The following is a 14,297-nucleotide window of genomic DNA, read 5'->3' as shown; positions in this document are numbered from 1 at the left end:
ACATGGCCACCCAGCCCAAGACCGACAAGACCGCCACCGAGCCGACCGAGGCGCCGAAGGTGAAGGCCGCCAAGCCGCCGAAGATGCTCCACCACGCCTACGCGATGGCCGGCGCTGTCGACGGCGACTCGTTCTCGGAGGTCGTCACCTTCGGCACCCGCACGGCCGCCATCGAGCACGCGCTCCCCCGCAAGTGGGACGTCGTGTCCGGCCTGCCGGGCGTCCCGCTGACCGAGCTCATCAAGGCGGCGCGCTCATGACGCTGCCCGAGTACGTCTACGTCGCGTCATCGTGGCGCAATCCGATGCAAGACGCTGTCGTCGCTGTCCTCCGCGCCGCGGGGATCGAATGCTACGACTTCAAGAACCCCGAGGGCGGCACGGGCTTCGCCTGGTCGTCGATCGACCCGGACTGGATGAACTGGACGTCCGCCGAGTACATCGCTGCGCTCGAGCACCCGCTCGCGATTGCCGGCTACGAGTCGGACTTCAACGCCATGCAGCGCGCCGACACGTTCGTGCTGGTCTTGCCGTGTGGCAGGTCGGCTCACCTCGAGCTCGGCTGGGCCGTCGGCCAGGGCAAGCGCACCGCGATCCTCACCCGCAACGGCGAGGAGCCGGAGCTCATGGCTCGGATGGCCGACCACATCTCCTCGTCCGTCCACGATCTGCTCGGCTGGCTGGGGGTCGAGGACTGATGATGACCGCACACGGTCGTCCCGGGCCTCCCCCGCTGGCGATCGACGAGAAGGATCGCGTCATCTCGAACGGCGAGTACGTCGGCCGCCTGGTCGAGCTCGGCCGCCGCCGCTGGGTGCACGCCCGTCCTGGCAAGGCGCCCTCGGCCAAGACGTACCGGGATCGTGAGTCTGCTGCGCGTGCGCTGGTGGACGTGGTCGCTGCTGAGTCGGTGCCCGGATGAGCGCGCGGCCGAAGGTGCTCGACCTGTTCGCCTGCGAGGGCGGCGCGAGCGAGGGCTACCGCCGTGCTGGCTTCGACGTGTACGCCGTCGACCTCGACGAGAACCGCCTCAAGCGCAACCCGTCAGCGAAGCACCTCGGCGACGCGCTCGCGGTCCTGCGCGCCTTGATCGACTACGAGGCCGTGTGGTTCACGCACCCGGACGGTCAGCGGGAGCGGCTGTATCTGCGCGACTTCGTCTTCGGCCACGCCTCGCCCCCGTGCCAGGGCTACACCCGCGGCAACGCCGGCAAGGTCACCGCGTGGCCCAAGCTCATCCCCGACGTCCGGGCCCAGTTCGTCGACTCGGGCCTGCCCTACGTCATCGAGAACGTCCGTGACGCCGGTCCCGAGATGGTCGACCCGGTCGGCCTGTGTGGGTGCATGTTCGACCTGCGGGCGAACGACGTCGACGGCGAGCCGTTGCTGCTGACGCGGTGGCGCCTGTTCGAGACCAACTTCCCTATGTCGGCGCCGCGCGAGTGCGATCACTCGTCTGGCTGGATCGCTGGCGCCTACGGCGGGTCGCGTCGTGCGAAGCGGGAGGACGGCGAGTCTCTGGCCGCCGTCGCCCCGCGCGACCGCCACGAGGCGCGGTACGTCCGCAAGGGCGGCTACGTCCCCCGGTCTCGCGAGGTGCTGAAGGCGCTGCTCGGCATCGACCACGACATGACTCTGCGCGGTCTACACGAGTCGATCCCGCCGGCCTACGCCGAGCACGTCGGCCGCGAGCTGCTGGCGTCGCTGGCGCAGACCACGATCGACGACGCGCTCGAGGAAGTCGCATGAACAGCCTCCCGGCAGTGGGCACCCTGTTCCTGGACCCCGAGTCGGGTATCGCCTATCGCCTGCGGTCCTACGGGACCAACTGGCACTCGGAGCCGTTCGATCCGACCCCGACCGTCCCGTCCTACTCGACCCTCGGTCTCAGTGGCGGTTCGAGCGCGGCTGAGTCGCTTCCTGTGGCCGCGGTCGTCGTGTGGTCGCCTCCCGCTGCGGGGGCGGTGTGAGTGCCTTGCGCGCGTGGGATGCGCGTTGCGACGGGGACGCCGGGCTCGGGGTGCAAGGCGTCGTGTCTGCATCGGCAGCTGGTGGAGGAGTACCGGGTCGAGCGTCATGCGTGGGAGGAGCAGCTCGAGGCGGCGGCGATGGCGTACAAGACGGAGGAGGCCGACTTCAGATCGTCGCATCCACCGCCGATGTTCAAGGACCGACTGATCGCGTCAAGGCGTCCAGCTCCGCCAGAGGTCGCATCGCTACCCACGAACGAGCAGCCGTGGGCTGGGGTGGCGTAGTCCGTGGGGTGCGGGTGTGGAACCGCGAGTCGTTCCCCGAACCGTCCGACGACGAGCTCGCTGAGTACGGGTACGTGAAGCCGCCGCCGAAGCGCGCACCACACGCACCGACAGGACTGTCGGCGTCTGGCTACCGGAAGGTCTGCGTCGACTGTTCAGCGAAGATCCGCGCCTCGTCGACGCGGTGCCGCGCCTGCCATGCCGTGTACCGCGGCGTCGTCGCTGAGCGCCGGCCACGGCGCAAGGACTCGCGGGCGCATGACGACGTCGACGAGGTGGTGGTGCAGCGCGTCTTGTCCGGGGACTGGCGCATCCGGACGACCCAGGCCGAGAAGAAGGCCGTCACTGCGAAGTGGGTCGCCGAGGGCCGCTCGGTCGCCGAACTGGGCCGGCTGACCGGCTGGCGCGCCGAGCGGTACCTGCCTGCGCGCGACGCCGCCGCATGACAACCAACGAAGAGGGAGACCTGTAGATGAAGAACAACACCTGCGAGACGTGCGGGGTGGCGGTGCGGCGTGTCCCGAAGGGCGAGGGCCGCGGGATGGTCGTGCTCGAGCCGGGTGTCGTCCGACGAGACCGGGTCGGCCGCCGTCGCGCTCGGGTGTTGGACGCCGGCAAGGCGTTCCTGCCTGACCACATGGCTGAGCGGCTCGACCTGCGCCAGACGCCCGCGCAGCGGCACGTCGGCGGGATGCGCCGACGACCGACCAACGAGGTCGACGAGTACGAGTGGCACCTCGAGCACCAGTGCGGGGGTCGCTGACGTGGCGAAGGAGCGCAGTAGCCCTGAGCGTGCCGCCGAGGTGCTGGCGTACCTGCGTCACATCTCGGTGGGTGACGAGGTAACCGCGTCGATCCGCTCGATCGCGGTCGCCCTGCACATCGGACGGTCGACCGCGATGCGAGCCCTGCACACGCTGATCGAGGACGGCCACCTGCAGGTCGCCCGGCGCGGCACGGGATTCCTCTACGACACGCGGTTCAAGTTCGTCGCCGAGCGGGCAGGCGGCCGGCACTCATGTGGATGAAGGTCGACGACAAGCTGCACGATCACCCGAAGGTGCAGCGGCTGCTCGAGCGGTATGACGAGACCGACGCGCTGGCCGCGATGGGCCTGTGGGTGCTGTCGGGGTCGTGGTCGGGCGATCACATGAGCGACGGCGTGATGACGCCTTACATCTTGAAGCGGTGGCATAGCGAGTGGAAACGGCTCGCGGCGATGCTCGTCGAGGTTGGCCTATGGGAGGTCGTCGACGTCGACGATCGCAGCGTGCACCAGTTCCACGACTGGACTCACTACAACGACTCGAAGGCCAAGATCATGGCCGACCGGATCGCGAGGCAGCTTCGCAAGGAGCTGTTCGCTGACCCCGACCTCATCAAGGCCATCCGTGCACGCGATGGCGACCGCTGCCGCTACTGCGGCTGCCTCGTGCGCTGGGGCAACCAGCGCGGCCCCTCGGGCGCGACCTACGACCACGTCATTCCGGTCGGTCGTCCCGGGTGCACGAACACGCTCAAGAACGTCGTCACGGCCTGCCGTGGCTGCAACGCACGCAAGAAGGACATGACCCCCGACGAAGCCGGAATGAGGCTGTTGCGCCCCGGCACTCTCGGGGCCCCAGCACCCGAGGGACTGAATCCGTCTGACTCCCCCAGCGGGTCTGGTCTGGTCGGGTCGGGTGCTGGGTCTGGTCCGAGTCCGGATTCAATCCCGGACCCAATCCCGCCGAAGAAGACACGCAAGGCCGCCACCACCCAACCCAGGACCAGGAGCAAGGCATGACCACCAACGGACAGCACGTCATCGTCGCCTCACCGCACGCCCACCTCGCCATCGACGTGCGGCTCGGAGACCTCCGCGTGCACCCGGCGCTCGACCCTCAGCAGATCCTCGAGCCGATGGCCGCAGCGTTCGATCACGCGGGCCGGATCCTTGTGGCGTTCACCTACCCGGGTCGGGTGTCGGCATGAGCACGACGTCGCGCTTCTCGGAGGAGACCCGGGCGGTGATCCTGGCCCGGGCCGGCTACTGCTGCGAGCTCTGCGGCCGGTCGTCGCGGATCTGGTCGGGCTGGTCGGTGCATCACCGTCGTCCGGCTCGCATGGGCGGCGATCGTCGTCCGGAGACTCGTGGCGCCGCGAACGGAGTTCTGTTGTGCGGCTCGGGGGTCGACGGCTGTCACGGCTGGATCGAGTCCCACCCGGCCGAGGCCCGCGGGAAGGGCCTGATCCTGCGTCGCGACGAGATCCCGGCCGAGGTGGTCGTCGAGCTGAAGCGCGGTGCCGTGCTCCTCGACGACCGTGGCGGATTCGAGCTGGCCGCATGAGCGTCACCGAGTGCCTGACCTGCGACCGTCCGTCGCCGTCCGGCTTCCTGTGCACGAAGTGCATCGCCGTCCTCCGGGGCAGCCTCGAGTCGGTCCCGTTCTACATGCCGGCGCTGCGTGAGGCGGTCGCCCGTCAGGTGCAGTTCGGTCCCCAGGCTGGCGGGTCACACGGTCGGCCGCTGGTGTTCAACGTCGACGCGTCGAACCTGCTGGCCGAGCTGACGTCGTACCTGACGGGTGTCGCTGGCGCGGTCGCTGATCGTGCTGGTGAGCCTGTCCGGTTCCTGAGCGCGGTCGCGGCGGCGCGGTACCTGCTGGGCAAGGTCGACCGGTTGAACACGTTCCGTGGGATTGGCGAGCTGCACGTGGTGCTCGGCGGCCACGTCGCGGACGTGGTGAAGCTCGTCGACGTCCCGGTCCAGCCGATCTACCTCGGGGTGTGCGGGGCGACGTCGTGCGCCGATGACGTCCCGTCGGGGCCGTGCGACGCGGTGCTGTGGGCGTCGCCGACGGAGACGACGACCCGCTGCAAAGTGTGCGGCGCATCGCACGCCGTCGAGACGCGGAAGGCCGAGATCACCGACCGGGTATGGGTGCACCTGCAGGACCGGGTCATGACGGCCACGGACGCCGCCGACGCGCTGCTCGCGGCCGGTCTCATCACGGGCGATCCGGCGCGGGTCGTCGACAAGATCCGCAAGCTCGCCAGGTCGACACCGTCGCCGATCCCTGGTGCTGATCCGACACCCGCGCGGCTGACGCCTCGCCTGTACCGGACGGTCCTGGGTCACGCCCGGCCGGCGTACCGGGTGGGCGACGTGCTCGAGCTGCTGACGAAGACCTCACGCAAGACCAAGACGGGAGCATGAGCATGGCTGACGACGAGACCCTGACCGTGATCGAGCTGGGCCAGGAGGACGACTCGTGGTTCGTGCAGGGCACGGACGACGTCGACCGGGCGCGTGCGGCGGTGCGGGAGCACGTGCGTGGCATGTTCGCTGGGCACCTGGACCTCGCCGAGGAGGTGCTCGTGCAGGTGGGCACTGCGGCGCCGACGACGGGCGACGACTGGTGGTGGCAGCCGGTCGATCCTGAGGAGCCGGACCACGAGGCGTACCTGCGGAACGCGCACGAGCACGCGACTCCGTCGTCGGCCCGCCTGGTGACGGGCGTGTGGTTCCGGTGAGCCGCCGTCCCGTGGTGTCGTCGGCTGCTCGGTCGTTCCCGGTGCTGCCGATGGGCCTGCAGGTGTCGGTGACACCGGCAGAGCACCGCACCCCCATGGAGCGGGCCCGCCTCGACCTGTACGCGGCGGGCCAGTTCGCGGTGATGCTGCACCGCAACGGCGCGACGGCCCTCGACGACCCGGAGGTAGTCAACACGATCTCGTGGTTCGAGCACACCGACTACCGGCCGCTGCCGCGCCGCTGGTGGCACCACCTGCTGTTCCGCACGCCCGTCGAGCCGGTGACGCATCCGCACCGCGTCGACGGCTTCCACGAGGGTGCCGCCCGCTACGACCTGGTCTATGGCATGCACGGCGTCGTCGTCCCGCCTGAACTCGCCGACCGCGTCCGCGGCGCCTGGGTCGGGTCTCGTCCCACACGCATCCCCCCAGCCATCACCTACCCGACAGCACGACCGACCGAAGGAGCACACCCGTGAGCGTCCACTTCTTGAAGACCCGCGAGCCCTGGTACTCGCGTGTCGTCGACGGTCAGAAGACCGTCGAGATCCGCACCCATGACCGCGACTACCAGGTCGGTGACGAGCTCGTGCTCGTCCGCACCGTCCATGAGCTGTCGTCGTCGGCCGAGCAGATCCTCGAGCGCGACAACGACGACACGCAGGCGGTGGTCGTCGAGGTCACGCATGTCGCCCCGGCATCGCTGATCGGTGGCCTGATCGGTGGGTTCTGCGCGCTCTCGATCCGCCTCGTCGGCGACTACGACCGGGGGGCAGCAGCATGAGCAACAGGCAGAAGCCGAAGAACCGGATCCCGCTCGGCAGCGAGCCTCACCGGGGCCCTGCGCACATCGAGGTGTTGCGTCAGCGTCAGCAGGTCGAGCGGACCCCGCACCACGGGATCAACGCCTACCACTGCGACACGTGCGACAAGAACACGGTGACGATCGACGTCGACCCTGGTGTCACGCCGATGTTCCTCGCGTGCCGGCGCACACCCGACTGCCCGGGTCAGGCCGCGTCGTCGGGCTACCCGTCGACCGACCCGCCCCCGGTCGTGCTGATGCGTCTCGAGTGGGAGTGGGCGCTCCCGACGGTCGACGAGTTCCGCAAGCTGTCGCCGGAGATGAAGGCGCACGTCGACGCGGGTGGCCTGGTGCTGCAGCCGTACAGCGGGCGCCCGTCGGCCTACGCCGGCGTGCCGCCGAAGCCGGCGCGGGTGTCCTCATGACCGCCGCCGGGCTCGACCTGGCCGCGGTCAAGGCGAAGGAGCAGGCAGTCGTCGAGGCTCGTGAGCGTGTGAACCTACTCCACGGTTCAGCCCGCCGCGCCGGCAAGACGTTCGCCCGCGAGACCCTGTTCGGCGCTGCCGTCGAGTCGGCGCTCGATGTGCCCGCCCTGGTCGCTGAGGTCGAGCGGCTGCGGAAGGCTCTGGCGACGATCAAGGCGACCTACCACCTCCAGTGTCCTCCGCAACGGTCTGCCTTCGCCGATGGCAAGTTCGGCGAAGGGGCCTACACCGCGCACAGGTGGTGGTCGGTCTGCCTCGGTGGCGACCTTGAGCGCGCTGGGGCCACCTCATGACCGGCGCCGTGTCGGGTGTGCCGGCAGAGGCCATCGAGGCGGCGGCGCGCGCGATCTACCACCACGACGTGAGGCTCAGCCGGCCACGCTCCTACGACCGATGGGGCATCGCTCTCCCGCATCACCAGGAGGCGTGCCGTGACGAGGCCCGTGCCGCTCTCGCAGCTGCTCTCCCTGCGCTGCGTGAGGGGATCGCGGCCGAGGTGCTGGCACCGGTGCGGGAGGTCGAGGATCGCTGGTCCAGCGACATGAACCTCCACGCGGCCAGCCCCTACGACATCCTCGACGACTTCCAACGCGCCCTGTCCGGTCCCGTGCAGGCTGCCGAGGAGGTGCACGCCTACGCCGCTGCGGGCTATCTCGTGTGTGGCCAGCAGACCGGCGGCAACATCAGCCGTGTCGACGGGTACGAGGGCCCTGCGCATCGCGGTACGACAGTCGACGCGGACGTGACGTGCCGTGAGTGCCGGGCGTGGCTGGACGACATGGCCCGCGTGGCTGCCGAGGAGGTGGGCGGCGAGGTCCGGACGTCCGGGAAGTGCGCAACGTGCGGCGAGGAGGTCTACCTGACCGTCTCAGGCCCTTGGCGTCATGTCGAGCGAGATCACGCACACGACGCCACGCCCACCCCGACGAACGGAGTCACCCCATGAGCACGACAGACCACACCATCGCCGTCGACACCGGCCCTACTCGCCTCGTCGTCGGTCCCATCACCTTCTGGACCGACGGCCGCGTCGAGGTCACCGGCGAGATCGCGGCCGGCGAGGCAGCAGCGGAGGTTGTCCGACTCTTGGTCGACGGTGGCATCTTCGCTGCTCATGTCGCTGCTGTGGTGGAGGGCAAGGACGCCGAGATCGAGCTGCTGCGCGCCGACGTAGAGCGGTTCAGGCCGCTGTGGGCGTCGCCGCTGGCTCCACCGGAGCGGTGGGTCTCGGAGTCGATCCCGTACCCGAGGCGCTACGTCTCGACGTTCGACGTGCTGAAGACCTACGACGAGTCGATCCGCTGCTCGTCCGCCTGGCCGCGCGAGAAGCGTCATGCTGCGATGGACAAGGCGCTGAACTCAATCCCGGATCTCGCCTACGAGATCGACCACCTGCGTCGTGACCTCGACGAGGCTCGGGCTGCGATGTCCCAAGTCGTCTGCACGGTCTGCGCCGAGGCCATCGTGCCGAGCGACGACGCGACGCCTGACGGTGACCGGTGGGCACACCGCGACTGCTCGGAGGACGGCGCATGACCGCCCATCCGTTCGATCCGAAGTGCGACGGGTGTGTGCAGTTGGCGGTCATCAACGAAGCTCAGGTCAAGGCGTGGGACGAGGGCCGTGCGTTCGGCGATCCACACCAGCGTCGAGGCCGCCCCGATCCTGCCGACAACCCTTACCGCAGCTCGCCCGCTCCTGTGCAGGCTGCGGAGGCGCCGGGCGGCGCGTTGAGCAGGTGCCGGGTGTGCGGCGGCTCAGAGATCGAGCACACGTATCCGACCAGCCACGTGATGCGGAGCCACGAAGCGCACGAGGTCGAAGGTGAGCGGTTCGAGATGGTCTCGGTCCCGACGTTCGCTGATCCTGGTGCCGAGATGCCGGGGCCGCCGGTGTTCGTGAGGGGTGACGTCTGATGGCGTCGCAGATCCGTGCCTCGGTTGGCACCTGCTCGACGTGCGGGAAGCAGTGTTACCCGTCGAAGCGTGACGCGAAGGCTCAGTCGCGCCGGATGCCGGTGAAGCGCCGGGGACGGCTGCATCCCTACAAGTGCGGCGACTACTGGCACTTCGGTCACATGCCGCCGAACGTCACTGCCGGCCGTGTGGGCCGGGATCAGTTGGGTGCTCAACCGTCTACGAAGGGATCTGACCATGAGGACTGACCACGCACGCGAGATGCCTCGTCTCGGCTCCTCGGGCGGCACCCACGTCAGGCACGGCGTGCTCGACGTGCCGGTGGCGTCGATCGCCGCGAAAGCTGCGCGCATGATGGTTGAGCGTGACGCGGCGGTCGCTCAGCTGGCTGCTGTCACGTCTCCCGCCTACGCGGAGGAGGTGTGGCTCGCGTCCGGACGTGACGTTCGGCAGCTCGCGACGATCACCCGGTTCCATGCTGAGCAGGGCTTCGACGATCGGACGCGGTCGCTCGTCCGTAGGGGGCTCACTGCTCCCAGCCCGGGACTCGATCTCACGATCGCGATCGAGCGGATGGCTGCGAACATGCGAGCCGTGGCTGCTGCCTTCAACCCGTTCCCGATCCGGGTCATGCTGGGAGTAGAGGCCGAGCCGGTGTGGATGGAGACGCGCGAGCTTGGTGCTGCTGAGAAGTCGGCTGCGCTCGACTGGCTGAACGATCTCCTCGACCGGACCTACGCAGACCTCGGGCTCGTGCGTGACCCTCACATCACCCGCGGGGTGGAGTGATGGCGACGCTGTCGGACGAGGTCACGGCGTACGTGTTGGAGCAGCTGGCCGAGCAGCGTGAGGGGATCGTGACGTTCCTGCGTCAGGCGGCCGAGATCTACAGGCCGATGACTCGCGGTGCCGTGCTCGAGCTGGCCGGCATGGTCGAGGAGATGGGCATGGTGTGCTCGCACTGTGGGGCGGGCAAGGTCGAGGTGCGGCGGAGTCAGGATGCTCGGCGTCCGATCCCGTGCGAGCGGCAGGACCGCGAGGGTGCCGTGGTGCAGGCGTGGTCGCGTCATCGGTTCGGCACGTCGTGACCGAGCACGTGAGGGTATGCGCCTGGTGTGAGGGCCCGATCCCTGAGGGCGCCCGTCGTGACGCGGTGACGTGTTCGAAGCGGTGCCGGCAGGGTCGCCACCGGTTCATGCAGGGTGTGGGCTCGGCGTCACCTGTCGTGCATGGCCATCCGCGACGTCTCGCCTACGCTGACCCGCCGTACCCGGGTCGGGCCGCGACGTACTACCGCGATCACCCGGACTACGGCGGCGAGGTGGACCACGCCGAGCTCGTGAGGCGTCTCGACGTCGAGTACGACGCGTGGGCGCTGTCGACTGCCGCTGATGCGCTGCAGGACGTCCTCGCTGTCTGCCCTCCCGGGGTGAGGGTCGCGGCGTGGGTGCGAGGCGAGCGGCCGAACAAGGACGCTCAGACCCCGTTGAACTCGTGGGAGCCGGTGATCTACGCGGGCGCGATCCGTCGACTGCCTGCGGATGCGACCCGTCGTGTTGAGCAGCTCGACGCGTCGCGCTCGGCCGAGCAGACCCGTCTCGTCGTGCCGGCGTCACACGACGCGTCGCATCCCGCGGCCGCGACGGCGCAGCGGGTCGACTCTCTGGCGTACCGAGCCGTCGCCCGCACCACGGATCCGCACCGGGTGGTCGGCGCCAAGCCCGCAGCGTTCTGGCGGTGGATGTTCGAGCTGCTCGGCGCGACCGTCGAGGACACCTTCATTGACGTGTTCCCGGCTTCGGGTGGTGGCGGCAAGGCGTGGGCGGCGTACACGGGATCCGTCGCACAGGATCTCCACGACGCGTCGCGTTCCACCGTGGTGCCGTCGGCCATGCGCACCAGCGCATCGTGACCGATCACGAGCTGCTCATCCTGCTGTGGCGTGCTGGTGCCCTGGTCCCGTACCGGATCACGAAGGCGCTCGACTGGGCTGGGTTGCAGGGGCCTGAGGTAGACCGGCTATGCGAGGCGGCTGAACCCGAGGTGGACGAGTGGGAGGCGGGCACTAGGTACCCGCGTCTCGTGCAGGTGCGGGCGCTGGCCGAGCTGACCGGCGTGCACCCGCTGTGGTTCTTCCGCACGACCGACCAGGACACCGATCGCCTGACCTCCCCCGTGTTCGTGTGCGGGCCCGGTGGGTGCAACGCGATGGTCGACGACGGGGTCGAGTACGTGCTCACCTACCCGATCGACGTGGTGCGCGCGACCGTCGGCGACGACTGACCGTTCGTCGAATTACACGAACGGCCGGTAGTGTTCTCCATGATCTGACAAGCGTCTCGACTCAGCCCCACACACCATCAGGTGAGTGGGGCTTCGTCATGCTGCGATCGAGTAGGTGATCTCGTGGCGAAGCGCGTGTGCATCCAGTCAGGGTGCGGCAAGCTCATCGACGCAGGGCGTAGCCGTTGCCCCGACCATGAGCGGCAGCGCGACAAGGCGCGTGGCACTCGGCAAGCGCGCGGCTACGGCGCAGCGCATGACCAGCTGCGAGCAGCGTGGCAGACCAAGATCGACCACGGCGATCGCGTTGTGTGCTGGCGGCCGGACTGCGACACCGTGCTGGTCGGCCGTAACTGGCACCTCGGTCACGATGACCACGACCGCACCAAGTACCGCGGCCCCGAGTGTGTGCCGTGCAACCTGGCAGCAGCAGGACGACAGGGGCGCGGCTGATGCACATATCTCTGGTCATCTTCGGTGTGACGGTGCTCGAGCTGAGCGTGTCAGACGGCGCCTCTGAGGCCCCCGAGCACATTGAGGACCACACCGGCTACCGCGTCGGCTTCGAGGCTCCACCGGCCGTTCCTGACGCTCTCGGCCTGCCTCAGCGCGACCTCTGACCCCGGGGGGGACCCCCTCGGAGGGGGTCCTGAGGAGGACCGCTGGGGAGGGCGCTCTGAGGTGCGGAGGGTTCAAGATTTTCGGTTCTGGCGCGATGCCGGGGCCAACCAACGCGGCGCGATGCCGTTGAGGGGGTGGCTCGGATGGCTGGTCACGGCGGAGCCCGGAACCGATCCGGCCCAGCGAAAGATCCCCGTTCAGGCCGGAGTGACCGGCAATTGTTCAACCTGACTGCGCTCCCCAACGAGGGCTACGACGGGAAGGTTCCGACGTTCCCACTCCCCCAGCTGCGGCGCTACCGGTGGGAGTTCGAGGACAAGAAGAAGTACCAAGTTTTCGACGAAGAACTCACCGATGTGTTCCGGAAGCGGGAGCGCGCGGTGTGGCGCGACATCTGGCGGACGCCCCAGGCATGCGCGTGGTCGAACGAGTCGTGGCGCTGGCCGATCATCGGCGAGTACTGCCGGCTGAAGACGGTTATCGAGCAGGAGCCAGACTCCAACGCTGCTCTCGTCGGGCAGCTGCACCGCTACCGCGATCAGATCGGGCTGACACCGGCAGGGATGCGCGAGAACGGTTGGGCGATCGCTCCGGACGAGGTTGCGCAGAAGTCGGCCGAGCGGGACGACGAGTCCGAGGACGACGATCCCGAGCCGGAGCGCCGACTGTCCTCGGTCCCCGATGCGCAGTAGCGGCGTCGGCGCGGTCGACTTCCCGACGCTCGGCCACCTGCTCGACGGCTGGATCGAAGCTCACTGCCGCGTGCCGCAAGGATTCGCGCGCGGCGACGCGTTCAAGCAGGCGGACTGGCAGTTCTGGTGCACCGCGAACCACTACCGCGTCCGGACGGACGCAGAGTGGATCCCCAAGCGCCCGCTGCTGAACCAGGCGTTCGTGTACCGCCGCTCGCAGATCGTCGCGCCACAGAAGACCGGCAAGGGCCCGTGGTCGGCTGCGATCACCGCCGCTGAGGCGGTGGGACCAACTGTGTTCGCGGGCTGGGCGCGCCGTGGCGAGCGGTACTACTGCGAAGACCACGGATGCGCGTGCGGCTGGTCGTTCCGTTACGCGGCCGGCGAGCCGAAAGGCATGCGTCAGCCGTCCCCGCTGATCCAGCTGACGGCCACATCCGAGGACCAGGTCGACACGAACCTGTTCGGTCCGCTGCGCGCTTCGATCACGATGGGCCCGCTCAAGGATCTGCTGCTCGTGCGCGAAGGGTTCGTGCGGATCGTCGGCGATTCTGCCGGCGACGACCCGGACACTGACCGCATCGACATCGTGACCGCGTCCGCGCGCGCCCGCCTGGGAAACCCGATCAGCTTCGCCGTTCAGGACGAGGCCGGACTGTACACCAAGGGCAACAAGATGCGGACGGTCGCCGAGACCCAGCGTCGTGGTGCTGCCGGCATGGGTGGCCGCACCATCGAGACGACGAACGCCTGGGACCCGACCGAAGGCAGCGTGGCGCAAACGACCTACGAGTCGTCAAGCACCGACGTTTTCCGGTTCTACAGAAACCCAGATCTCGTCGAGGAGCTGCGAGACGACAACGGCCACCTGCTCAAGTACTCGAGCAAGCGCGCACGCAACAAGATCCACGCCTACGTGTACGAGGGATCCTGGTGGGTGAGCCTCGACTCGATCGAAGCTGAGGCGGCAGAGCTGATGGAGAACGATCGCGCCCAGGCCGAACGATTCTTCGGCAACCGGCTGGTGCAGGGCGCCGGCTCGTGGCTCGAAGACCTGACCTGGTCGAACGCGTATGCCGGCCGATGAGGTGTGGCTCCCGCCCCCGCCGCGCGGTACGAGCGTCTGCGCAGGGTTCGACGGGTCGGAGAACGACGACTGGACGGCCATCAAGCTCGAGACTCGCGAGGGCCTCATCTTCACGCCCCGCTACGGCCCCGACCAGCGACCGACGATCTGGAATCCGGCCGAGTGGCCCGGCCACCGGATCCCCCGCGATCAGGTGCACGTCGCCTGGGACGAGATCTGCCGGACCTACAAGGTGATGCGCGCCTACTGTGACCCCGGCTTCCACGACGAGATGGACTACTCGACCGAGATCGAGGAGTGGGACCAGAAGCACGGTCCCGACGTGTTCATCCCCTGGCCGACGAACATCGTCAACCGCATGTACCCGGCGCTGCGCCGGTTTGAGGCCGACCTCGCCACGGGTGGCATCACCCACGACGGTTGCCCGATCACCTCGACCCACATGGGCAACGCGCGCAAGATCGCGAAGACCGCAGATCGGTACATCCTCGGCAAACCGTCCCTGACACAGAAGATCGACGTCGCGATGACGACGGTTCTGTGCCATGAGGCCGCCGCGGACATGCGAGCCGAGGGCTGGGCGCTGCCAAGCAAGGGCAAGCAGATCTCGACTCGCATGTACGGCTTCAACTGACCCA

At 68.8% G+C, this 14,297-nt stretch carries 29 protein-coding genes; all 29 read left to right on the top strand.

Annotated features, from left to right (window positions below):
- Positions 1–2 precede the first annotated feature (2 nt).
- The gene (locus DX116_RS09140; RefSeq protein ID WP_119703787.1) at positions 3–260 is read left to right on the top strand and encodes a hypothetical protein; all 258 of its coding nucleotides are present in this window, start codon (positions 3–5) and stop codon (positions 258–260) included.
- A complete protein-coding gene (locus DX116_RS09135; RefSeq protein ID WP_119703786.1) occupies positions 257–697 on the top strand; it encodes a hypothetical protein in 441 nt (146 codons plus the stop codon). Before DX116_RS09140 ends, DX116_RS09135 begins: the two co-directional genes overlap by 4 nt.
- Positions 698–699: 2 nt before the next feature.
- On the top strand, positions 700–921 hold the full coding sequence (locus DX116_RS09130; RefSeq protein WP_119703785.1) for a hypothetical protein: 222 nt from the start codon (positions 700–702) through the stop codon (positions 919–921).
- Positions 918–1,748, top strand: a complete 831-nt coding sequence (locus DX116_RS09125; RefSeq protein ID WP_119703784.1) for a DNA cytosine methyltransferase — start codon at positions 918–920, stop codon at positions 1,746–1,748. The genes DX116_RS09130 and DX116_RS09125 overlap by 4 nt, the downstream gene beginning before the upstream one ends.
- Positions 1,745–1,969, top strand: coding sequence for a hypothetical protein (locus DX116_RS09120; protein ID WP_119703783.1), 225 nt, complete (start codon positions 1,745–1,747; stop codon positions 1,967–1,969). Before DX116_RS09125 ends, DX116_RS09120 begins: the two co-directional genes overlap by 4 nt.
- Positions 1,970–2,235: 266 nt before the next feature.
- Entirely contained in the window at positions 2,236–2,700 is a 465-nt protein-coding gene (locus DX116_RS09110) for a hypothetical protein (protein ID WP_147393633.1), read from the top strand.
- A gap of 26 nt (positions 2,701–2,726) precedes the next feature.
- Positions 2,727–3,017 carry a hypothetical protein gene (locus DX116_RS09105; protein WP_119703780.1) on the top strand — a complete coding sequence of 97 codons (291 nt, stop codon included), beginning with the start codon at positions 2,727–2,729 and terminating at the stop codon, positions 3,015–3,017.
- A 1-nt stretch (position 3,018) separates the two neighbouring features.
- On the top strand, positions 3,019–3,282 hold the full coding sequence (locus DX116_RS09100; protein ID WP_119703779.1) for a helix-turn-helix domain-containing protein: 264 nt from the start codon (positions 3,019–3,021) through the stop codon (positions 3,280–3,282).
- On the top strand, positions 3,279–4,040 hold the full coding sequence (locus DX116_RS09095; protein ID WP_199715972.1) for an HNH endonuclease: 762 nt from the start codon (positions 3,279–3,281) through the stop codon (positions 4,038–4,040). The genes DX116_RS09100 and DX116_RS09095 overlap by 4 nt, the downstream gene beginning before the upstream one ends.
- Entirely contained in the window at positions 4,037–4,228 is a 192-nt protein-coding gene (locus DX116_RS09090) for a hypothetical protein (RefSeq protein WP_119703778.1), read from the top strand. The genes DX116_RS09095 and DX116_RS09090 overlap by 4 nt, the downstream gene beginning before the upstream one ends.
- Positions 4,225–4,584 carry an HNH endonuclease gene (locus tag DX116_RS09085; RefSeq protein WP_119703777.1) on the top strand — a complete coding sequence of 120 codons (360 nt, stop codon included), beginning with the start codon at positions 4,225–4,227 and terminating at the stop codon, positions 4,582–4,584. The genes DX116_RS09090 and DX116_RS09085 overlap by 4 nt, the downstream gene beginning before the upstream one ends.
- Positions 4,581–5,453: a hypothetical protein gene (locus DX116_RS09080; RefSeq protein WP_119703776.1), complete on the top strand. Its 873-nt coding sequence runs from the start codon at positions 4,581–4,583 to the stop codon at positions 5,451–5,453. Before DX116_RS09085 ends, DX116_RS09080 begins: the two co-directional genes overlap by 4 nt.
- Entirely contained in the window at positions 5,450–5,770 is a 321-nt protein-coding gene (locus DX116_RS09075; protein ID WP_147393632.1) for a hypothetical protein, read from the top strand. The genes DX116_RS09080 and DX116_RS09075 overlap by 4 nt, the downstream gene beginning before the upstream one ends.
- A complete protein-coding gene (locus tag DX116_RS09070; RefSeq protein WP_119703774.1) occupies positions 5,767–6,249 on the top strand; it encodes a hypothetical protein in 483 nt (160 codons plus the stop codon). The genes DX116_RS09075 and DX116_RS09070 overlap by 4 nt, the downstream gene beginning before the upstream one ends.
- Positions 6,246–6,554: a DUF3850 domain-containing protein gene (locus tag DX116_RS09065; RefSeq protein ID WP_119703773.1), complete on the top strand. Its 309-nt coding sequence runs from the start codon at positions 6,246–6,248 to the stop codon at positions 6,552–6,554. The genes DX116_RS09070 and DX116_RS09065 overlap by 4 nt, the downstream gene beginning before the upstream one ends.
- Positions 6,551–7,000 carry a hypothetical protein gene (locus tag DX116_RS09060; RefSeq protein WP_119703772.1) on the top strand — a complete coding sequence of 150 codons (450 nt, stop codon included), beginning with the start codon at positions 6,551–6,553 and terminating at the stop codon, positions 6,998–7,000. The genes DX116_RS09065 and DX116_RS09060 overlap by 4 nt, the downstream gene beginning before the upstream one ends.
- Positions 6,997–7,353: a hypothetical protein gene (locus DX116_RS09055; protein ID WP_119703771.1), complete on the top strand. Its 357-nt coding sequence runs from the start codon at positions 6,997–6,999 to the stop codon at positions 7,351–7,353. Before DX116_RS09060 ends, DX116_RS09055 begins: the two co-directional genes overlap by 4 nt.
- The gene (locus DX116_RS09050; RefSeq protein ID WP_119703770.1) at positions 7,350–8,006 is read left to right on the top strand and encodes a hypothetical protein; all 657 of its coding nucleotides are present in this window, start codon (positions 7,350–7,352) and stop codon (positions 8,004–8,006) included. Before DX116_RS09055 ends, DX116_RS09050 begins: the two co-directional genes overlap by 4 nt.
- Positions 8,003–8,596 (top strand): hypothetical protein, encoded by a 594-nt coding sequence (locus DX116_RS09045; protein ID WP_119703769.1) that lies wholly within the window; start codon positions 8,003–8,005, stop codon positions 8,594–8,596. The genes DX116_RS09050 and DX116_RS09045 overlap by 4 nt, the downstream gene beginning before the upstream one ends.
- Entirely contained in the window at positions 8,593–8,976 is a 384-nt protein-coding gene (locus DX116_RS09040) for a hypothetical protein (protein WP_119703768.1), read from the top strand. The genes DX116_RS09045 and DX116_RS09040 overlap by 4 nt, the downstream gene beginning before the upstream one ends.
- Positions 8,977–9,162: 186 nt before the next feature.
- The gene (locus DX116_RS09035; protein ID WP_147393631.1) at positions 9,163–9,765 is read left to right on the top strand and encodes a hypothetical protein; all 603 of its coding nucleotides are present in this window, start codon (positions 9,163–9,165) and stop codon (positions 9,763–9,765) included.
- Positions 9,765–10,064, top strand: a complete 300-nt coding sequence (locus DX116_RS09030) for a hypothetical protein (RefSeq protein ID WP_119703766.1) — start codon at positions 9,765–9,767, stop codon at positions 10,062–10,064. The genes DX116_RS09035 and DX116_RS09030 overlap by 1 nt, the downstream gene beginning before the upstream one ends.
- A gap of 233 nt (positions 10,065–10,297) precedes the next feature.
- Positions 10,298–10,888 (top strand): hypothetical protein, encoded by a 591-nt coding sequence (locus DX116_RS09025; RefSeq protein ID WP_147393630.1) that lies wholly within the window; start codon positions 10,298–10,300, stop codon positions 10,886–10,888.
- Complete coding sequence (locus tag DX116_RS19760) at positions 10,885–11,259, top strand: hypothetical protein (RefSeq protein WP_147393629.1); 375 nt, start codon at positions 10,885–10,887, stop codon at positions 11,257–11,259. The genes DX116_RS09025 and DX116_RS19760 overlap by 4 nt, the downstream gene beginning before the upstream one ends.
- Positions 11,260–11,382: 123 nt before the next feature.
- Positions 11,383–11,712, top strand: coding sequence for a hypothetical protein (locus tag DX116_RS09015; protein ID WP_199715971.1), 330 nt, complete (start codon positions 11,383–11,385; stop codon positions 11,710–11,712).
- Positions 11,712–11,879 carry a hypothetical protein gene (locus tag DX116_RS19915; protein ID WP_158591949.1) on the top strand — a complete coding sequence of 56 codons (168 nt, stop codon included), beginning with the start codon at positions 11,712–11,714 and terminating at the stop codon, positions 11,877–11,879. Before DX116_RS09015 ends, DX116_RS19915 begins: the two co-directional genes overlap by 1 nt.
- 219 nt (positions 11,880–12,098) lie before the next feature.
- Positions 12,099–12,572, top strand: a complete 474-nt coding sequence (locus DX116_RS09010; RefSeq protein ID WP_119703763.1) for a hypothetical protein — start codon at positions 12,099–12,101, stop codon at positions 12,570–12,572.
- The gene (locus DX116_RS20105; protein ID WP_199715970.1) at positions 12,562–13,659 is read left to right on the top strand and encodes a terminase; all 1,098 of its coding nucleotides are present in this window, start codon (positions 12,562–12,564) and stop codon (positions 13,657–13,659) included. Before DX116_RS09010 ends, DX116_RS20105 begins: the two co-directional genes overlap by 11 nt.
- On the top strand, positions 13,646–14,293 hold the full coding sequence (locus DX116_RS20100) for a terminase (RefSeq protein ID WP_199715969.1): 648 nt from the start codon (positions 13,646–13,648) through the stop codon (positions 14,291–14,293). Before DX116_RS20105 ends, DX116_RS20100 begins: the two co-directional genes overlap by 14 nt.
- Positions 14,294–14,297: the final 4 nt, after the last annotated feature.

Origin of the sequence: Aeromicrobium endophyticum, from assembly GCF_003586285.1 — a bacterium.
In the GTDB taxonomy this organism is placed as follows: domain Bacteria; phylum Actinomycetota; class Actinomycetes; order Propionibacteriales; family Nocardioidaceae; genus Aeromicrobium; species Aeromicrobium endophyticum.
The sequence above is the reverse complement of the archived record's forward strand: the minus strand, read 5'-3'. Positions and strand labels throughout refer to the sequence as shown.